This window comes from Variovorax jilinensis (genome assembly GCF_030316885.1).
Taxonomy (GTDB): domain Bacteria; phylum Pseudomonadota; class Gammaproteobacteria; order Burkholderiales; family Burkholderiaceae_C; genus Variovorax; species Variovorax jilinensis.
Genome location: NZ_JASZYQ010000004.1, coordinates 18,089 through 35,476 on the forward strand (window position 1 = coordinate 18,089; position 17,388 = coordinate 35,476).

The 17,388-nt window shown below is 71.3% G+C and carries 12 protein-coding genes; 4 read left to right on the forward strand and 8 right to left on the reverse strand.

What is annotated here, in order from left to right:
• The first annotated feature begins 10 nt into the window (after positions 1-10).
• A complete protein-coding gene (locus tag QTH87_RS15845) occupies positions 11-1,339 on the forward strand; it encodes a DotU family type IV/VI secretion system protein (protein WP_286610447.1) in 1,329 nt (442 codons plus the stop codon).
• Between the two features lie 12 nt (positions 1,340-1,351).
• Here QTH87_RS15845 and fusA read toward each other — a convergent pair whose 3' ends face one another.
• Together fusA and phnD are read right to left on the reverse strand one after the other, a co-directional pair.
• Entirely contained in the window at positions 1,352-3,433 is a 2,082-nt protein-coding gene (gene fusA, locus QTH87_RS15850) for an elongation factor G (protein ID WP_286610449.1), read from the reverse strand.
• A gap of 106 nt (positions 3,434-3,539) precedes the next feature.
• Positions 3,540-4,559 (reverse strand): phosphate/phosphite/phosphonate ABC transporter substrate-binding protein, encoded by a 1,020-nt coding sequence (phnD, locus tag QTH87_RS15855; RefSeq protein WP_444812796.1) that lies wholly within the window; start codon positions 4,557-4,559, stop codon positions 3,540-3,542.
• Positions 4,560-4,802: 243 nt separating this feature from the next.
• Here phnD and QTH87_RS15860 point away from each other — a divergent pair, with 243 nt between their 5' ends.
• The 3 genes from QTH87_RS15860 to QTH87_RS15870 all read left to right on the forward strand — a co-directional run bounded on the left by QTH87_RS15860 (position 4,803) and on the right by QTH87_RS15870 (position 9,870).
• Complete coding sequence (locus QTH87_RS15860; RefSeq protein WP_286610451.1) at positions 4,803-6,713, forward strand: ATP-binding response regulator; 1,911 nt, start codon at positions 4,803-4,805, stop codon at positions 6,711-6,713.
• A gap of 203 nt (positions 6,714-6,916) precedes the next feature.
• The gene (locus tag QTH87_RS15865; protein WP_286610452.1) at positions 6,917-7,867 is read left to right on the forward strand and encodes an ABC transporter substrate-binding protein; all 951 of its coding nucleotides are present in this window, start codon (positions 6,917-6,919) and stop codon (positions 7,865-7,867) included.
• The gene (locus QTH87_RS15870; RefSeq protein ID WP_286610453.1) at positions 7,864-9,870 is read left to right on the forward strand and encodes an ATP-binding response regulator; all 2,007 of its coding nucleotides are present in this window, start codon (positions 7,864-7,866) and stop codon (positions 9,868-9,870) included. The genes QTH87_RS15865 and QTH87_RS15870 overlap by 4 nt, the downstream gene beginning before the upstream one ends.
• Positions 9,871-9,884: 14 nt before the next feature.
• On the opposite strand, the gene QTH87_RS15875 is transcribed toward QTH87_RS15870, so the two are convergent.
• The 6 genes from QTH87_RS15875 to QTH87_RS15900 form a co-directional block, all read right to left on the reverse strand.
• The gene (locus QTH87_RS15875) at positions 9,885-10,595 is read right to left on the reverse strand and encodes a hypothetical protein (RefSeq protein ID WP_286610455.1); all 711 of its coding nucleotides are present in this window, start codon (positions 10,593-10,595) and stop codon (positions 9,885-9,887) included.
• The gene (locus QTH87_RS15880; RefSeq protein ID WP_286610457.1) at positions 10,592-10,948 is read right to left on the reverse strand and encodes a response regulator; all 357 of its coding nucleotides are present in this window, start codon (positions 10,946-10,948) and stop codon (positions 10,592-10,594) included. Before QTH87_RS15880 ends, QTH87_RS15875 begins: the two co-directional genes overlap by 4 nt.
• 122 nt (positions 10,949-11,070) lie before the next feature.
• Positions 11,071-12,273 carry a hybrid sensor histidine kinase/response regulator gene (locus QTH87_RS15885; RefSeq protein ID WP_286610459.1) on the reverse strand — a complete coding sequence of 401 codons (1,203 nt, stop codon included), beginning with the start codon at positions 12,271-12,273 and terminating at the stop codon, positions 11,071-11,073.
• Positions 12,263-12,865 carry a chemotaxis protein CheB gene (locus QTH87_RS15890; RefSeq protein WP_286610461.1) on the reverse strand — a complete coding sequence of 201 codons (603 nt, stop codon included), beginning with the start codon at positions 12,863-12,865 and terminating at the stop codon, positions 12,263-12,265. The genes QTH87_RS15885 and QTH87_RS15890 overlap by 11 nt, the downstream gene beginning before the upstream one ends.
• Positions 12,862-13,737 carry a CheR family methyltransferase gene (locus QTH87_RS15895; protein ID WP_506555332.1) on the reverse strand — a complete coding sequence of 292 codons (876 nt, stop codon included), beginning with the start codon at positions 13,735-13,737 and terminating at the stop codon, positions 12,862-12,864. Before QTH87_RS15895 ends, QTH87_RS15890 begins: the two co-directional genes overlap by 4 nt.
• Before the next feature lie 14 nt (positions 13,738-13,751).
• Positions 13,752-17,258 carry a response regulator gene (locus QTH87_RS15900; protein ID WP_286610463.1) on the reverse strand — a complete coding sequence of 1,169 codons (3,507 nt, stop codon included), beginning with the start codon at positions 17,256-17,258 and terminating at the stop codon, positions 13,752-13,754.
• Positions 17,259-17,388: the final 130 nt, after the last annotated feature.

The following is a 17,388-nucleotide window of genomic DNA, read 5'->3' on the forward strand; positions in this document are numbered from 1 at the left end:
GCGGGGCGCAATGGCTCGGCTGTTCGACTGCTTTTCCGGGCTCGTCTCGTTCGGACTCGGACTCGAGGCCTCGATCGCCGCGGGTCGGCCGGAGCCCGGCTGCGACGCCTCGCGACAGCGCGCGCTGGCACTGCTCGAGGCAGCGCGGGATGCGGCACGCGCACAGGGCCGCTCTGACGTGCAGATCGAATCGGCACGCTTCGCGATGGTGGCCTGGATCGACGAGATCCTCGCGCGCCACCCGGGCTGCCCGGCCGGCACCGCGCCGCTGCAGCAGGCGCTGTTCGCCTCCAGCAATGCGAAGACCGAGTTCTTCCACCACCTGTCGGCGCTGCGGCCCGACGACGACGAGGTTCGCGAGGTCTACTGGCGCGCCATGGAGCTCGGCTTCAAGGGCCAGTACTACTTCGAGAGCGGCGACGATGGCGAACTCGCCAAGCTCAGGGCACTGCACGGCGGTCAGCTCGCCCTCGGCGCCGCACCCGCGGCCGGGCTGCGAGAGCGCCTCACGGCGCCGCTCGACCTCGGCACCGAGCCGGCCGGCCTGCGCGATCCGGCGGGCCATCGGTCCTCCTGGTTCCTGCGCCTGGGCCTTGTCCTGGTGCTGGTCGCGGTCCTGGGCGGCGCGCTGTGGTGGTTCCTGCCAGCCGGCCCGCGAGCGACGCCGTCCACGCTGGCCGAGCGCGTCGATGCGCAGCTGCAGAGCCACGCCTGCGCCGACCTGTCGGCCAGCGTGACGCCCGATGGCGCGGCCCGCGTGCGCGGCTACGTCCCGCTCGCCGAGGAAAAGGAGAAGGTGCAGCGCGACGTGCTGGCCATTCCGGGCGTCACCGCCGCAGTGTTCGACCTCCAGGTGCGCATCTGGCCGCACTGCGAGGTGCTGGCGCTCCTGAAGCCCTACCAGGCCCGCAACCGCGAGGACACGATGGGCCTCTCGATCGCCACGCCGACCGCGCATGACGGCCGGCTGCGCGAAGGCGACCAGGTGTTGATCCAGGTCACGAACCCGCGCCGCGAGGGCTATCTTCGGGTCGACTACTACACCGCCGACGGCGCCGTGATGCACCTCAACACGCCGCTGCAGCAGCAGCGCCTGCGTGCCGGCGAGACGCTCGAGATCGGCCGCGACATCCCCTCGAGCTGGCTGGCCGCGCCGCCCTTCGGCACCGTGCTCGTCACCGCGCTGTCGTCGCCGACGCCTTTCGGCGAGAGCGCCGAGCGACCGCCGTTCGAGCTTGCCTCGGCCTACCTGCAGCGGCTGCGCGAAGCGCTGGCCACGAGCCCGTCCGGGGGCCAGGTGGTGGCGGAGGTGGTGTTCCTGGAGACCGTGCCGCGCTGAAGCGCGCCGCCTTCAGTCGTCGTCGCGCACGCGGTGCTGGCCCATCAGCGTCTGCTGCATGGCCGGCGGGACGGCCTCGTAGTGCGACAGCTCGATCGTGTAGCGGCCCTGGCCGCTGGTCATGGCATTGAGCCGCGACTGGTAGCTCGAAAGCTCGGACATCGGCACCTGGCCGCGCACGAACATCGTGCCGGCGCCGCCGCTGGCGGTGCCCGTGACCAGTCCGCGGCGCGACGACAGGTCGCCCGTGACGTCGCCGATGGCCTGTGCGGGTGCGGCGATCTCGATCTGCACGATCGGCTCGAGCACGATCGGCCGGGCCGCGCGGATCGCGGCCATGAAGGCCTTGCGCCCCGCGGTGGCGAAGGCGATGTCCTTGCTGTCGACGCTGTGGTGCTTGCCGTCGTGCACCACCACGCGCACGTCGACCACCGGATAGCCCGCGATCGCGCCGGAGCTCAGCACCTCGCGCACGCCCTTCTCGACCGCCGGCATGAACTGGCCCGGGATGGTGCCGCCGCGCACCTCGTCGGCGAACTCGAAGCCGTCGCCGCGCGCCAGCGGCTCGATGCGCAGGAACACCTCGCCGAACTGGCCCGCGCCACCGGTCTGCTTCTTGTGGCGATGGTGGCCTTCGGCCGGCGCCGTGACGGTCTCGCGGTAGGCGATGCGCGGCGGGCGGGTCTCGACTTCGAAGCGGTAGACCTCGCGCAGGCGCTCGAGCATCACGCGCAGGTGCAGCTCGCCGAGGCCGTAGACGATGGTCTCGTTGGTCGCAACCACGTGCTCGACGCGCAGGCAGGGGTCTTCGGCGACCAGCTTGCCGAGGATCTCCCAGGTGCGCTGCTCGTCGCCGTGCCGCTTCGGCTCCACCGCCAGGCCATGGACCGGCACCGGAAAGGGCAGCGGCGCCAAGTGCAGGTGGTCGTCCTCGGCGGCGTCGTGCAGCACGGAGTCGAACTGGATCTCGTCGACCTTGGCCACCGCGACGATGTCGCCCGGCAGGGCACGCGCGACCTCGACATGGTCCTTGCCCTGCAGCATGAACAGGTGGCCGACCTTGAAGGGCTTGCGGCCGTCGCCGACGTAGAGCTGGCTGTCGCGCAGCACCGTGCCCTGGTGCACGCGGAAGATGCCGAGCTTGCCGACGAAGGGATCGACCGCGACCTTGAAGACGTGCGCCAGCACGTGCAGCGAGGGATCGGGCCGCGCCTGGACCGGCTGCGCGCCCGCGCCCTCGCCGCGAAGGAACGCAGGCGGATTGGCCTCGGTCGGATCGGGCAGCAGCCGCACGATGACGTCGAGCAGCGCGTCGAGCCCGGCGCCGCTGCGCGCCGAGACGAAGCAGACGGGGATCAGATGGCCCTCGCGCAGCGCCTGCTCGAGCGGCGCATGCAGTTCGGAGGCATCGACGTCGCCCTCGGCCAGGTAGCGTTCGACGAAGCCGGCGTCGACCTCGACCACCTGCTCGACCAGCGCCTGGTGTGCGGCCGCCACCGGGCCCAGGTCGGAGTCGCCCTCGCGGTTGAAGAAGCAGTCGACCACCCGCGAGGCGCCGTCCGCTGGCAGGTTGAGCGGCAGGCATTCGCGGCCGAAGGCCTCGCGGATCTGCGCCAGCAGGCCGGCCAGGTCGACGCCCTGGGCATCGATCTTGTGGACGATCACCATGCGCGCCAGCTGCCGCTCGGCCGCGTAGGCCATCATGCGCAGCGCCATCGGCTCGATGCCGGTGGCGGCATTGATGACCACCGCTGCGGTCTCGACCGCCTCGAGCGCCGGCAGGCTCTGGCCCAGGAAGTCGGCGCCGCCGGGTGTGTCGATCAGGTGAACCCGCGTGCCGGCGTGGACGAAGTGCATCACCGACGCATTGAGCGAATGCTGCATGCGGCGCTCGAGCGGATCGAAGTCGCTGACGGTGCTGCCGCGCTCGATGCTGCCGCGCGCACCGATGGCCCCGGCCTTGTGCAGCAGCGCCTCGGCCAGCGAGGTCTTGCCGGCGGCCGGCGGGCCGACCAGCGCCAGCGTTCGCACCGCCTCCATCTCGGCCTGGGCATCCTGGACCGCGGCCTGGGGGCCGCTCGATCGGCTGGGCATGGGCTGTCTCCTCGGCGCCTGAAAGGCGATTTCCAGCGTACGGGATTGACCGGCCCGATGCAAGCTGGCCCCCCGCACCCCTCCGCTTCGCTTTGCTGCGATGCGATCAGGGCGCGCCGGGGCGCAAGGCGGCGGCCTGCTCGGCGTAGGTGGTCTCGATGCGCTGCAGCCGCGCCTGGCGCGCGGCCTCGTTGACCCATTGCGAGGTCATCGCGCTCTGCCGCGCGAGCTGATAGGACAACTTGGCGGCGGGCAGCAGCGAGCTGTTGTCGGCGGCGACGAAGCCCGCCAGGTCGTGCAGCGACTTGAGCACGGCACGCTCGCTGTCGCCTCGCGGACCCCTGGCGCGCGCGTAGTCGACCAGGAAGGCCTGCACGCGCTTCTGGAAGTCGGGGCCGTACTCGCGCCGGATCACGATCTGCGCATGCGGGATCAGCTCCGACTCCCAGATCACCTGCAGCTTGTCGGCCTCGGCCGGGAACTGCTGCCTGAAGCGCTCGAAGTCCGCCGTGTTGTTGGTGGCGACATCGGCCTCGCCGTTGGCCACGGCGAGTGCGGTCACCTGGTGGGTGCCGACCAGCTCGCTGCGAAAGCGCGTCTCCATCGCGATGTGGTTGGGCAGGAAGAGCTGCAGCTGCGGCACGATGAAGCCCGACACCGAGCGGCTCTCGCCGCGTGCGAGGCGCCATTTCTCGGGCTCGGCCAGCAGGTCCTTGAGCGTGGTGCGACTGCCGCTGCGGCGCGTCAGCAGCAGCGCCCGGTAGCCCGGCAGGCCGTCGTGGCGCGTGACCTGGGCCAGCACGTTCATGCGCCGCAACGTGACGGCATCGAGGGCCATCTTGCCGGACAGGAAGGCCATGTCGACCTGGTTGCGCTGGATCGCCTGCTCCAGCGCCTCGTACGAGGTGACCGACAGCATCGCCACCGGACGCCCGATGGCACGGCTCATGTCGGCCAGCACCGGCTCCCAGTCGTTGCGCGACTCGAAGGCGCCACCCAGCGGCAGGATGCCGAAGCGCAGCGGTGCCGAGGCGTCGACCACCGGCTGCGCCACCGATCCGAGCGACGCCGCGCCGAGCAGCAGCGCGATCGCGGAACCCGACAGCCGGCCGGCCAGCCATGCCACGCAGGTCCGGCATCGAAGCAGCAAGAGGAGTGCGCCAACACGGAAAGCGCCGGAAGCGGTAGCGAGAGGAAGCGACATCTTTCTGAGCACGAGGCCGGGGCCGCCACCCGCGTCGGGCTGGTCAAGCGGCTACTCTATACAACACAATTAGAAACCAACTTAAGCATTAACCGTGTCGTTTTTCTCGTTTCGGGGTTTTTCGGTTGCGCCGGGCCGCGAGCCCGGCGCCTGCGCGCGCCGACCATGAAACGCTTCCTCGGCGCCTTCCGGCGGCCGGCCGGCCTCACGCTGGCGCAGCAGCTGGTGCTGCTGGCCCTGCTGCCGGCGACCATCGCCACGCTGGGCGCGATCGGCGTGCTGACGCGACAGCACCTGCGCAACCTGACCGAGCTGATGCGCGCCAACGCGCAGACCGTGGCGCTGCAGGTGGCGACCGTGGCGCAGGCGCAGATCCAGCACATGGACCGTCGTGCGCTGCAGCGCACCGCGCAGTCGGGCAGCTTCCAGCCGCACGTGCAACAGGTGCAGATCTGGTCCGAGGACGGCGAGATCGTGGCCAATGCAGACACCGTGGACCGCGACCGTGGCGAAGGGCTGCAGGTGGTGGCACCGATCGTCGGCGACGACGGCAAGCCGATCGGCAAGGTGATGGTCGAGATGAGCCTGGCCTCGGTCGAGCGCGCGAAGAGTGCGGTCTGGCTCAACGTGATCGGCGTGCTGTGCGCCAGCCTCGCGGGTGTCGGCCTTGCGGGCTGGTGGGCCGCGCGCCGGATCAGCCGGCCGATCCAGGCGCTGGGTGACGCGGTCGATCGCCTCGGCGCCGGCGAGGAGGACGTGCAGGTCGCGGCCGAGGGTACCGCCGAGGTGCGGCGGCTGCAGAACGGCTTCAACCGGGCGGCGCGCGCGCTGCTCGAGAGCCGCAACGAGCTCGAGAGCCGGATCGTCCACGCCACCGCCGAGCTGGCCAGCAAGAACCAGCAGCTGGAAGTCGCGAGCCAGGCCAAGACCCGCCTGCTGGCCGCGGCCAGCCACGACCTGCGCCAGCCGCTGCATGCGCTGACGCTGTTCTCGGACGGCCTGGCCAACGGCGAGACCGACCCGGTGCGGCTGCAGCGCATCGGCCACATCCGCGAATGCGTGGAGTCGCTGGACCGACTGTTCACGGAGCTGCTGAATCTCTCGCAGCTCGATGCCGGCGTGCTGCAGCCGCAGTGGACCGACTTCCCGCTCGATACCCTGTTCGACGAGATCAGCCGCAACTTCCGCGCCGTGGCCGAGCAGAAGAACCTGCGGCTGGTGGTGCGCAAGACCGAGGTCTGGGTCCGCTGCGACTACGTGATGCTCTCGCGCATCCTCAACAACCTGGTGTCGAATTCGCTGCGCCACACCAGCGACGGCGGCGTGCTGCTCGGCGCGCGCCGGCGCGGCAGGGCGGTCCGCGTGGAGGTCTGGGACACCGGCATCGGCATCGCCGCGCACCACCAGCCGCGCGTGTTCGAGGAGTTCTACCAGGTCGAGCCGCAGGGCCGGCTGGCCGGCCGCGAGTCGCGCGGCATGGGCCTGGGCCTCGCGACGGTGCAGCGGCTCGCGGCACTGCTGAACACGCGTGTCGAGCTGCGCTCGCAGCCGTCCAAGGGGACCTGCATGCGGGTACCGGTGCGGCTCGCGCAGCCCGCGCCGCTGTTGCCGGCCACGTCGCTGCCGCTGGCAGGCCCGGGCGACGAAGTGGCGCTCGATCTGAACGACGTGCTGGTGCTCGTGATCGATGACGAGCGCACCATCCTCGAGGGGCTGCAAGTGGTGCTGTCGAACTGGGGGGCGCGGGTGATGGCGGCACAGAGCCGCACCGAGGCGCTGGCGCTGGCCGATGCCTGGGAGCGCCCGCCCGACGTGGTGGTGAGCGACCTGCTGCTGCAGGGCGGCGACAACGGGCTCGACGTGCTGGCGGCGCTCGAGCGTCATCCGCGCGGCATCCGCCCCGGAACGGCGCGCCTGCTGGTGACCGGCGAGACCAAGCCGGACCGCCTGCGCGAGGTGGCGAGCGCCGGCGTGACGGTGCTCTACAAGCCGGTGTCGCCGCGCGTGCTGCGCCAGGCCATCGCGGCCCAGCTGGCCGCATCGCGGCCGCTGGCGATGGCGCTGCCGGTGGCCTGACCACCCGGATCGGGCTGCGCCGCAGCACCTGCACCTGCAGCACGCAGCCGTTACCCCGTCCGGCATAGACCGACAGGCTGCGGAAATCCGGCATCCCTCTCTCGAATGCGTCGGCCCGAGCGCCGACATAAGCCCTCTGCCTTATCGCGCCCAAAGAGCCGCCTCCGTACATTGGTCCCATCTGCCACTGCGGAATGCAGTCCATGCCCCCTTTTCGTCTGCCCCGGCTGCCCGCCATGCAGCGTGTCCTTGCGGCCCTGGCCGGCACCGCCCTGTGGCTGTGCAGCGCCGCCGCATCGGCCGCCGGCGGGCTCACGGTCCTGGTGGCGGAGGACACGGCGGCGCACTCCGAATTCGTGCGCCAGCTGCGCGAGACGCAGGAGGCCGGCAGCCGCTTCAGCCTGATCCACGTGCCGGGCGGCGAGGCCGGCGATGCGCTGCCGCCGGGCACCGGCATCACGGTGGCGGTCGGCATGGCGGCCGCGCGTTCCGCCATCGACCGTCCGGGCCAGGATCCGCTGGTGCTCGCGATGCTGAGCCGGCTCGACTACGAAAGCCTCAAGGGCACGGCGGCGCTGCGCCGTCCCGAGCGCCAGATCGGCGTGCTGCTGCGCGAGCCCGCGATGGCCGACCAGCTCGCGCTGATCGACGCCGTGCTGCCCGCCAAGCGCCGCCTCGGCATCGTCGCCACGGCCGAATCGGAACCGGTGGTGAGCGAGCTGCAGCGCGCCGGACAGGGCTGGGAGCTGCAGGTCGAGTACGCGCCGGACGCCAAGTCGCTGGCCGCGGTGCTGCGCATGCTGGTCTCGCACAGCGATGCGCTGCTGGTATTGCCCGACAAGATCGGTGACAGCCAGGCCGCCGCGCTCGCGGTGCTGCGCGCGGGGGCCACGGCAGGCCTGCCGGTGTTCGGCACCAACGACGGGCTGGTGCGCTCAGGAGGGCTCGCGGCCGCGGTCTCGACCCCCGGCCAGCTGGCCCGCCAGGCGCGGTCGCTGGGCGTCAAGCTGTCCCAGGCCGGCGGCGCGACCGGCGTGCGGGTCGAGGCTGCGACGCCGTCCACGGTGCGCGTCAATACCAACGTGGCCCGCGTGCTGGGCCTGCGCCTGCCCGACGAACGCGAGCTGACCGCGCGGGTCGCGGCCATTCGATGAGCGCCCCGAGCCACGGCCTCGCGGTGCCAGCCGCTGCCGCCGCTGCGCCGCGCGGTGGCGGCGAGACTGCGGCGGCCGAGCCGGGCGCACTGCGCCTCGGCGGCAGCCTGCACCGCGACCTGTTCCGGCTCGGCGTGGTGCCGTGCGCCGCGGTGGCGCTGGCCCTCACGGGCTGGTTCACCCACAGCCGCCTGACCACGCTCGAGGCCGCCTTCGACGCCGAGGGCGAGGCCGTGGCGCGCCAGGTGGCGGCGATGTCCGACCTGAGCCTCTACGCCGGCGACCTGCCGGCGCTGCAGAACGTCGCCAATGCAGCGCTGCGCGGCGGCCAGGTGACGCGGGTCGAGATCAGCAACAGCGCGGGCGTCTACGTCACGGCCGGACCCAAGACCGCGCCGCTGGCCCAGCTGCGCATGTTCACGGCCCCGGTGACGCTGCGCGAGGCCTCGCGCGTGACCGCCTTCGCACCGGCCGGCGCCACCGCCGCGGGCGAGGCGCCGATCGGCCTGGTCCAGACTTTCCGCGACACCACGGCCCATGCGCACGAGCGCACGCGCTCGCTGATGGCCAGCATCGGCATCGCGCTGATCGCGTTGCTGGTGGCCTGGGCCTGGGTGCGCCACACGGCGCGGGCCGTGGCCCAGCCGCTGCGCCGCATCTCACGCGCCGTGGCGGCGCTCGAGGCCGGCCGCTTCGATGCGCGCTGCCACGTGGTCGGCGCCGAACCGGTGCGCGACGGCAGCGACGCGCAGGAGCGCCGCAGCCGCCACGAGCTGGCCAATCTCGCGCACGACATCAACCGGCTGGCCGAACGCCTGCAGCGCAATCGCCAGCAGAGCGAGGAACGGGTGCGGGAAGCCACGGCGGTCGCGCTGCAGCGCATGGCCGAGGCCGAGCAGGCGGCGCTGTCGCGGGCCCGCTTCCTGGCCGCCGCGAGCCACGATCTGCGCCAGCCCCTGCACGCGATGGGCCTCTTCATCGACGGCCTGATGCCGACCGCTTCGAACCAGCAGCGGCCGGCGGTGCTCCGGCTGCAGGAGGCGACGGAATTCATGGGCGTGCTGCTCGACGACCTGCTGGAGATCTCGCGGCTCGATGCGCAGGTGCTGACGCCCTCGATCGCCGGCGTCTCGCTGGCCAGCCTGTTCGACCAGCTCGATGCCCAGCATGCGGCATCCGCGACGGCGGCCCATGTGAGGCTGCTGTGGCGCGACCATGGCCTGGCGGTGCACAGCGACGCGGCGCTGCTGCTGCGCGTGGTCGGCAACCTGGTCAGCAACGCGGTACGCCACACGCCGGCCGACGGCACGGTGCTGGTGGCGGCCCGGCGTCGCCGCAACGCAGTGCGCATCGAGGTGCGCGACAACGGCGCCGGCATCGCGCCGATCCATCAGGCGCGCATCTTCGAGGAGTTCTACCAGGTCGGAAACACCGAGCGCGACCGGCGCCAGGGCTTCGGCCTCGGGCTGGCGATCTGCGCACGCATCGCGGCGCTGCTCGGCACCCGCGTCACGCTGCGCTCGGCGCTTTCGGCCGGCAGCACCTTCGCGCTCGAGTTGCCGGCCGCGAGCCTGCGCGAGGTGGTGCCGGCCGCCCCCGAGCCGCTGGCCGCGGCACCGCTGGCCGGCCTGCGTTGCCTGGTGGTCGACGACGACCCGGCCATCCTCGACGCCAGCCGCGGCCTGCTCGCGCAATGGGGCTGCGAGGTGGAGTGCGCCTCGACGCGCGCCGAGGCCATCGCTCGGCTCGAGGCCGACGGCCCGCACTTCGACGTCGTGCTGTGCGACCTGCAGCTGGCCAACGACGAGGACGGCATGGCGGTCATCGAGGCCGCGCACCGGCTGCAGCCCGACGCATTGCCGGTGCTGGTGTCCGGCGCGACGGGGCCGGACGTGCTGCAGCGGCTGCGTCAGGGCGGCGTGATGCTCCTCAACAAGCCGGTCGCTCCGGCCAAGCTGCGGGCCCTGCTGTCGACGCGTCGGAGGCATGCGGTTTTCGCCTGATCCGGCGCCCGCGCTCAGTCCGCCGGCACGATCTCCGCGCCGAGCGCAAAGCGCACCGATTCACCCTCCACCTGCACCGCATAGCCGAGGCCGTCGGCCAGGGCCTGCAACGCGATCGCGTCGATGGCCAGCGCGCGCGGCGCGCGATGGGCACCCGCCATCGGCTCGACCGGCTCGGCATCGCCGCGGCCGCCGACCAGGCACAGGGCCGCATCGCCGTCGGCCTCGATCCGGATCCGGCTCAGGTCGGGCACGCTGTCGTGCAGGTAGCCGAGCGCACCGAGCACCAGATAGCGCAGCGCAGCGCCCGCCGCGTAGCGGGGCTCGCCTTCCTCGGGGGCCAGCGCCTCGTCGATCTGGAGACCGATGCCGTTGAGCTCGAAGGCGACCCGCATGAGCCCGGTGCACTGAAGCACCAGCGCGCTGCGAGTGATGCCGGCGTCGTCGGTGGCGAGCTCCCAGTCGCGCAGCGAGCGCACGCCCGCGGCCAGCGAAGCGACCTGCTCCTCGATCAGGCCCAGTCGCTCGAGCGCGGCGTCGGCGTCGAGCGGCGGCGCGTCGCCGGACGTGGCGCTGCCCAGCTGGCGCTTGAGCAGCAGGATGCTCATGCGCATCACCGAGACCGGCGCCGCCATGTCGTGGCGCAGCGCCGGAAGCGCCCGGGTCAGCAGTTCGTGGCGCACGCCGGCCGCCATCCAGCTGCGCGCGCCCGGTGAAGCCTTCATCCCGCGAGGGGCCGCGCCAGGATGCGGTCGAGCAGGTCGAAGTCGATCGGTTTTTGCAGGTGATGGTCGAACAGCCCCGCGGCGCTCGTGGCCTCGTCGGCCGAGAAGCCCGAGATCGCGACCAGCAGCGGTGGCTCGCCGCGCGCCCCGGCGCGCAGCTGGCGCGCCACCTCGGTGCCGGGAAAGTCGGGCAGCGTGAGGTCGACCAGCGCGCAATCGAAGTTCTCGCGCGCCGCCATGTCGAGCGCCTGCTGGCCGGTGTAGGTGCAGCAGGCCGTGTGGTCCTGCAGCACCAGCAATTCCTGAAGCAGGTCCGCTGCTGCCTGGTTGTCGTCGACGATCAGGACGTTCACTTTGCAAATCTCCGCGGCCAAAAGACCCAGAGTATCCGACGCGCGGCCGGCTCCCCGGTGTAGGACGCGGCCCCGGTCGGCCTCCGTTTCAGGCCGCGCGGCGTGCTCCGCAACGCGACCGTTCAGACCGGCGGCCGGTCATGCAGCGGCAGGCGCATGTCGAAGGTGGCGCCTTCACCCGGCGCGCTCTCGACGCGGATCTCGCCGCCGTGCGACTGCACGATCTCGCGCGCGATGTAGAGCCCCAGGCCCAGGCCCGCGGCCCGCTTGCGGCTGTCCTCGGTGCGCTCGAACTGCTCGAAGATGCGGCCGTGATCGGCCGCTGCGATGCCGATGCCGTGGTCGCGCACGCGCACCCAGGCGAAGCCGCCGTCCTGCCCCACCGTCACCTGGACCGGCTTTCCCGCGCCGTAGCGCAGCGCATTGGTCAGCAGGTTGGTCAGCACCTGCTCGATGCGGAACTCGTCCCAGCGGCCCGGCACGCTGGCCGGAGCCTCGAGCGCGATCGGCGGACCCACCGCCTCGGCCTGCTGCGCCAGGCTCTCGACCACGCCACGCGCGAGCTGCGCGAGGTCGCTGTCCCGGGGCTGGACCGACAGCGTGCCGCTGCGCATGCGCGTGACGTCGAGCATGTCGTCGATGAGCCGCACCATGTTCTGGATCTGGCGCTGGTCGCGCTCGATCATGGCGGGCAGGCGGTCCGGCCCGAACGGCGCCATGTTGCCCTTCGTCAGGTGCAGCTTGCGCACCTGGGTCTCCAGGTAGAGCGTGTTGAGCGGCGTGCGCAGCTCGTGCGAGACCATCGACATGAAGTCGTCGCGCATGCGCACCGCGCGCTCCAGCTCGCGCTGGGTGCACTGCAGCTGCTGCACCAGCGCCTCCTGCTGGCGGTGGGAAGCGGCCAGCGCATCGATCTCGTGCGCGAGCGCCTTGCGATGCCGGTACAGGTCGACGAAGACGCTGACCTTGCTGTTGACCATCTGCGCATCGAGCGGCTTCTGCAGGAAGTCGACCGCGCCGCTCTCGTAGCCCTTGAAGGCGTAGTTCATCTCGCGGCCCGCGGCGCTGACGAAGATGATCGGGATGTGGCGCGTGCGCTCGGTGCCGCGCATCATCTCGGCCAGCTCGAAGCCGTTCATGCCGGGCATCTGCACGTCCAGGATCGCGAGCGCGAATTCATGCTCGAGCAGCAGCGCGAGCGCCTGTTCGGCCGAGCTGGCCTGGAACACCGGCCGGCGCGGGCCGCGGATCAGCGCCTCCAGGGCCAGCAGGTTCTCGGGCAGGTCGTCGACGATCAGCAGCTTGCTTTCGACTTCAATGGGCATGGGCGGAGTCCAGCTGCAGCAGCAGCATTCGAATGTCTCGGAGGGAAAGCACGAAATCCGGCGCATGGGCCGCGATGGCCGCACGCGGCATTGTCGGCACCAGCGCCTCTGCGGGGTCCTGCACCACGGTGATGCCGCCGGCCTGGTGAACCCGCAGCAGCCCCTGCGCCCCATCGTCGTTGGCGCCCGTCAGCAGCACACCGGCCAGCGCCGGCCCGTAGACGTCGGCGGCCGAGGCCATGAGCACGTCGATCGCGGGCCGCGAGAACAGCACGGGGGGCTCGCAGCTCAGCGAGAAGCGGCGTTCGCGCTCGATCGACAGGTGGTAGCCGGGCGGCGCGAAGTACAGCGTGCCGGCGGCCACGGGCGCCTTGTCCTCGGCTTCGCGCACCGGGAACGGCAGCCGGTGCCCGAACACCTCGGCCAGCCGGCTCTCGTGGCTCTCGGGCAGATGGATCACGACCGCCACCGGCAGCCGCCAGTCGGCCGGCAGGCCCTCGAGCAGCGTGAAGAGCGCATCGACGCCGCCCGCCGACGCGCCGACCACCACCGCCTCGATGCGACGCTCGGAATGCGACAGCGGGCCCTTCATGCGAGCTTCCGATACACGCGATCGGCCCGCGACAACACTTCGAAGCGGCCCCCGTAGGCCGAGAAGTCGATGCTCTCCTTGGCACCCAGGCCGAGGAAGCCGCGATGGCACAGCGACTCGTGGAACAGGCCCAGTGCGCGGTCCTGCAACTGCCGGTTGAAATAGATCATCACGTTGCGGCAGGACACCAGGTGCGTCTCGGCGAACACGCTGTCGGTCGCCAGGCTGTGGTCGGCGAAGATCACGTCGGCGCACAGCGAGGGGTCGAAGCGCGCGGCCTCGTAGGCCGCCGTGTAGTAGTCCGAGAAGGCGCGCTGGCCGCCCGCGCGCTGGTAGTTGGCGGTGTAGCCGCGCACGGCCTCGAGCGGAAAGATGCCCTGGCGCGCCTTCTCGAGCGAGCTGGGGTTGATGTCGGTGGCATAGATGCGCGTGCGCTCGAGCAGGCCTTCCTCGCGCAGCAGGATGGCGAGCGAGAACACTTCCTCGCCGGTGCTGCAGCCGGCCACCCACACCGTCAGCGACGGATAGGTGCGCAGCATCGGCACCACCTGGCGCCGCAGCGCGAGAAAGTAGGCCGGGTCGCGGAACATCTCGCTCACCGGAATCGTCAGGTACTGCAGCAGCTCGGCGAACAGCGCGGCATCGCGCAGCACCTTTTCCTGCAGCACCGAGATGTTGGGCAGGCCGAGCTGGCCGAGTGCATACATCACGCGGCGCTTCTGCGAGGCGCCCGTGTAGTCGCGGAAGTCGTAGCTGTACTTGAGGTAGATCGCCTCCATCAGCAGGCGCAGCTCGATCTCGGTGTCGCTCGGCGGATGCAGCTGCGGCGGCGCGGCCGGCGCGGCAGGCGCCGCGCTGCGGGCCGGACTCATGGCGGGCGGCCGGTTCACAGGCGCTCCATCTTCGGCATCCACACGCGCAGCAGCGAGAACAGGCGGTCGAGGTCGACCGGCTTCGCGAGGTAGTCGTTGGCGCCCGCGGCCAGGCATTGCTCCTGGTCGTCCTTCATGGCCTTGGCCGTGACCGCGATGACGGGCAGCTTCTCGAAGCGCGGGTCCTGGCGCAGCCGGCGCGTGGCCTCCAGGCCATCCATCTCCGGCATCATGACGTCCATCAGCACCAGGTCGATGTCGGCCACCTGGTCGAGCTTCTCGAGCGCCTCGCGGCCGTTGCGGCCGATCTCGACCACGGCGCCGCGCTGCTCGAGCGCACTGGTCAGCGCGAAGATGTTGCGCACGTCGTCGTCCACCAGCAGGATGCGCCGGCCCTCGAACACGCGATCGCGCCCGCGCGCAGTCTTGAGCATCGTCTGGCGCTCGGTCGACAGATCGGCCTCGACCTTGTGCAGGAACAGCGTCACCTCGTCGAGCAGCCGCTCGGGCGAGCGAGCGCCCTTGATGATGATCGAGCGCGAATAGCGCAGCAGCTCGGTCTCCTCGTCGCGCGTGAGATTGCGGCCGGTGTAGACGATGACGGGCGGGAAGGACACGATCTCCTCGGTCGCCATGCGCTTGAGCAGCTCGCTGCCCTGCATGTCGGGCAGTCGCAGGTCGGTGATCATGCAGTCGAAGACGCGTTCGCGCAGCAGCGCCAGCGCCTCCTCGCCGGTCTCGACCGCGGTGATGACCACGTCGTCGTCGCCGATCAGCCGCACCACGCTCTCGCGCTGCAGCGCATCGTCCTCGACCAGCAGCACCGCCTTGACCTTCTGCGTGAGCTTGTCCTCGAACTTGCGGAACACCGCCTTGAGCTGGTCGCGCGAGGTCGGCTTGAGCGCGTAGCCGATGGCGCCCATGTGCATCGCGGCCTCCGAGTTGTCCTGCGCCGACACCACGTGGACCGGGATGTGACGCGTCTGCGGATCGTCCTTGAGGCGCTGCAGCACGCCCAGGCCCGTGCTGTCGGGCAGGCGCATGTCGAGCAGGATGGCGTCGGGCAGGAACTGCGTCGCGAGGCTGAAGCCGTCGGCCGCGCCGTGCGCGATCAGGCAGCGGTAGCCGAGCTCGTGCGCCAGGTCGTAAAGGATGTGGGCGAACTGCGGCTCGTCCTCGATCACCAGCACGCGACGCTGGTTGTCGCGCGGCAGTGAGCGGTCGTCGTCGAAGCGCGGTGCCGGGATCGCGGCCGGAAGCGGTGCCGGCGGCGCCGCAGGCAGCGGCGCGGCGGCCGGCATCGGGGGCCGCGTGCGCGCCGCCGCTGCGCTCGCAGCAGCATGGGCGGCCGGCGCCGGCCGCGCCGCGCCGTCGGCCTGCGGGGCGCGCGCCGGCAGCGTCAGCGTGAAGGTGCTGCCGCTGCCCGGCACGCTGTCGACGCCGAGCGTGCCGCCCAGCAGCTGCGTCAGGTCGCGCGAGATCGACAGGCCCAGCCCGGTGCCGCCGTAGCGCCGGCTGGTGGTGCCGTCGGCCTGGCGGAAGGCTTCGAAGATGACCTCCTGCTGGTCGGCCGCGATGCCGATGCCCGAATCCGAGACCGCGAAGACCGCGCCGCCGTCGGCGCCGGCCGAGACCCTGAGCCGCACCTGGCCGCGGTCGGTGAACTTGAGCGCGTTCGACAGCAGGTTCTTGAGGATCTGCTCGACCCGCTGCTGGTCGGTGACCAGCGTGGCGGGTGCGTCCGGCTCCAGTTCCAGGCGGAAATCGAGCCGCTTCTGCGCCGCCAGCGGCGTGAACGTGGTCTCGAGGTTGGCCGCCAGCTTCGCGAGGCCGACCTCCTCGACCACCACGTCGAGCTTGCCGGCCTCGACCTTCGCGATGTCGAGGATGTCGTTGATGAGCACCAGCAGGTCGTTGCCCGACGAATAGATCGACTCGGCGAACTTCACCTGCTCGGCATCGAGATTCCCCTTGGGGTTGTCGCCGAGCAGCTTCGAGAGGATCAGCGCGCTGTTGAGCGGCGTGCGCAGCTCGTGCGACATGTTGGCCAGGAACTCGGACTTGTAGCGGCTCGCGCGCTGCAACTCGTCGGCGCGCTCCTCCAGGTCGTGCTGGGCGCGGCGCAGCGCGGCATTGCGCTGGTCGAGCGCCTCGGTGCGCTCGGACAGCTGGCTGTTGGTCTGCTCGAGCTCGGCCTGCTGGTTCTCCAGCGTGGCCTGCGAGGCGCGCAACGCGCGCGACTGCTCCTCGAGCTCCTCGTTGGCAGTGCGCAGCTCTTCCTGCTGCACCTGCAGTTCCTCGTTGAGCTGCTGGGTCTCGGCCAGCGCGTCCTGCAACTGCTCGCGGTAGCGCACCGCGGCCACCGCGCTGCCCACGTTGGGCGCCACCAGCTCGAGCAGCTGATGGACGCGCGCGCCCGGCGCGCGCAGCAGGCCGAGCTCGATCACCGCATTGACCACGCCGTCGCTGGCCACGGGCAGCAGCGCCGCGGCGGTGGGTGCCATGTCGCCGAGGCCCGAATTGATGCGCAGGTAGTCTGCGGTCACGGGCTCGATCAGCACCAGCCGGTTCTGCCTCGCGGCCTGCCCGACCAGGCCTTCGTCGGCCCCCAGCACCTGCGATGCGGCCTCGGCCTCGGCCGAGAATCCGTAGCTGGCGACCCGCCGCAGCGCGCCGTGACGCTCGCGCAGGTAGAGCGCACCGACCGTGCTGTCGATATGGCGGGCAAAGAAGTCCAGCACCTTGCGGCCCATCTGCGCGGCGCTGAGTTCGCCCACCAGTTCGCTCGTGAGCTCGGTCTGGGCGCCGCGCAGCCAGGCCTGCTGCTGCAGGACCTCGGCATGCGCCGCCTGCTCGCCCAGCACCGCGTCGTAGCCCTCGGACAGCCGCATCAGCTGGCGGCGGCCGAAGAAGGCCAGCAGCGCAGTGGTGGCGAGCGTGAACAGCACGAACAGCGCGACGATCGTCATGCTGGTGCGGTTGACCTCCTGGTTGCGCTGGAAGCGCAGGCCGCGCTCGGTGTCGAGGAAGGCGGTGTACTCGTTGCGCATGTCGTCCGTCAGGCGCTTGCCACGCCCGAGCCGCACCGCCTGCGCGTAGTCGCCGCCGCTGCGGCGCAGGTCGATGGCTTCGCGCGCGAACGCGTTCCAGGCCTCCTGCAGCGAGGCGATGCGGTCGACCCGGTCGACCTGTGCCCGGTTGTCCGAGACCAGGCTGCGCAGCGCGCCGGTGTCGTTCTTGACGCGCGCCAGTGCGCTTTCGTAGGGCTCGAGGAAGCGGTCGTCGCCTGTGATCAGGAAGCCGCGCATGCCGGTCTCCATGTCGATGCTGCGGCGCTGCAGCTCGCTGGCGCTGCCGGTGACGCGGTCGGTGTGCTCGACCCAGCCGATCACCGACAGCAGGTAGACGATCAGCGCCACGAACACCACCGCCCCGAAGATGCCGCCGGCCAGCGGGAGCTTCAGGTTGCGGCTGAGCAGGCGCTGGAATTCCTGGGGGTCGACGGCGGTCTTGGTGGGCATGGAGGGTCGGTTGGAGAGCAAAACCCGACGAGACTGCCAGAAGTGCGGCCGCCGCCCTGTCGGATAAGACCGCGAGATCACCCCTCGCAGGCAGTCGGCACGCGTTTTGCGCGGCTCGACTCCACCTTTT

Excerpts from the sequence above, each read along its gene's own strand:
- QTH87_RS15845 (WP_286610447.1), top strand. The coding sequence starts at position 11 with ATGGCTCGGCTGTTCGACTGCTTTTCCGGGCTCGTCTCGTTCGGACTC.
- fusA (WP_286610449.1), bottom strand. The coding sequence starts at position 3,433 with ATGCCCAGCCGATCGAGCGGCCCCCAGGCCGCGGTCCAGGATGCCCAG.
- QTH87_RS15860 (WP_286610451.1), top strand. The coding sequence starts at position 4,803 with ATGAAACGCTTCCTCGGCGCCTTCCGGCGGCCGGCCGGCCTCACGCTG.
- QTH87_RS15865 (WP_286610452.1), top strand. The coding sequence starts at position 6,917 with ATGCCCCCTTTTCGTCTGCCCCGGCTGCCCGCCATGCAGCGTGTCCTT.
- QTH87_RS15870 (WP_286610453.1), top strand. The coding sequence starts at position 7,864 with ATGAGCGCCCCGAGCCACGGCCTCGCGGTGCCAGCCGCTGCCGCCGCT.
- QTH87_RS15875 (WP_286610455.1), bottom strand. The coding sequence starts at position 10,595 with ATGAAGGCTTCACCGGGCGCGCGCAGCTGGATGGCGGCCGGCGTGCGC.
- QTH87_RS15885 (WP_286610459.1), bottom strand. The coding sequence starts at position 12,273 with ATGCCCATTGAAGTCGAAAGCAAGCTGCTGATCGTCGACGACCTGCCC.
- QTH87_RS15890 (WP_286610461.1), bottom strand. The coding sequence starts at position 12,865 with ATGAAGGGCCCGCTGTCGCATTCCGAGCGTCGCATCGAGGCGGTGGTG.
- QTH87_RS15895 (WP_506555332.1), bottom strand. The coding sequence starts at position 13,737 with ATGAGTCCGGCCCGCAGCGCGGCGCCTGCCGCGCCGGCCGCGCCGCCG.
- QTH87_RS15900 (WP_286610463.1), bottom strand. The coding sequence starts at position 17,258 with ATGCCCACCAAGACCGCCGTCGACCCCCAGGAATTCCAGCGCCTGCTC.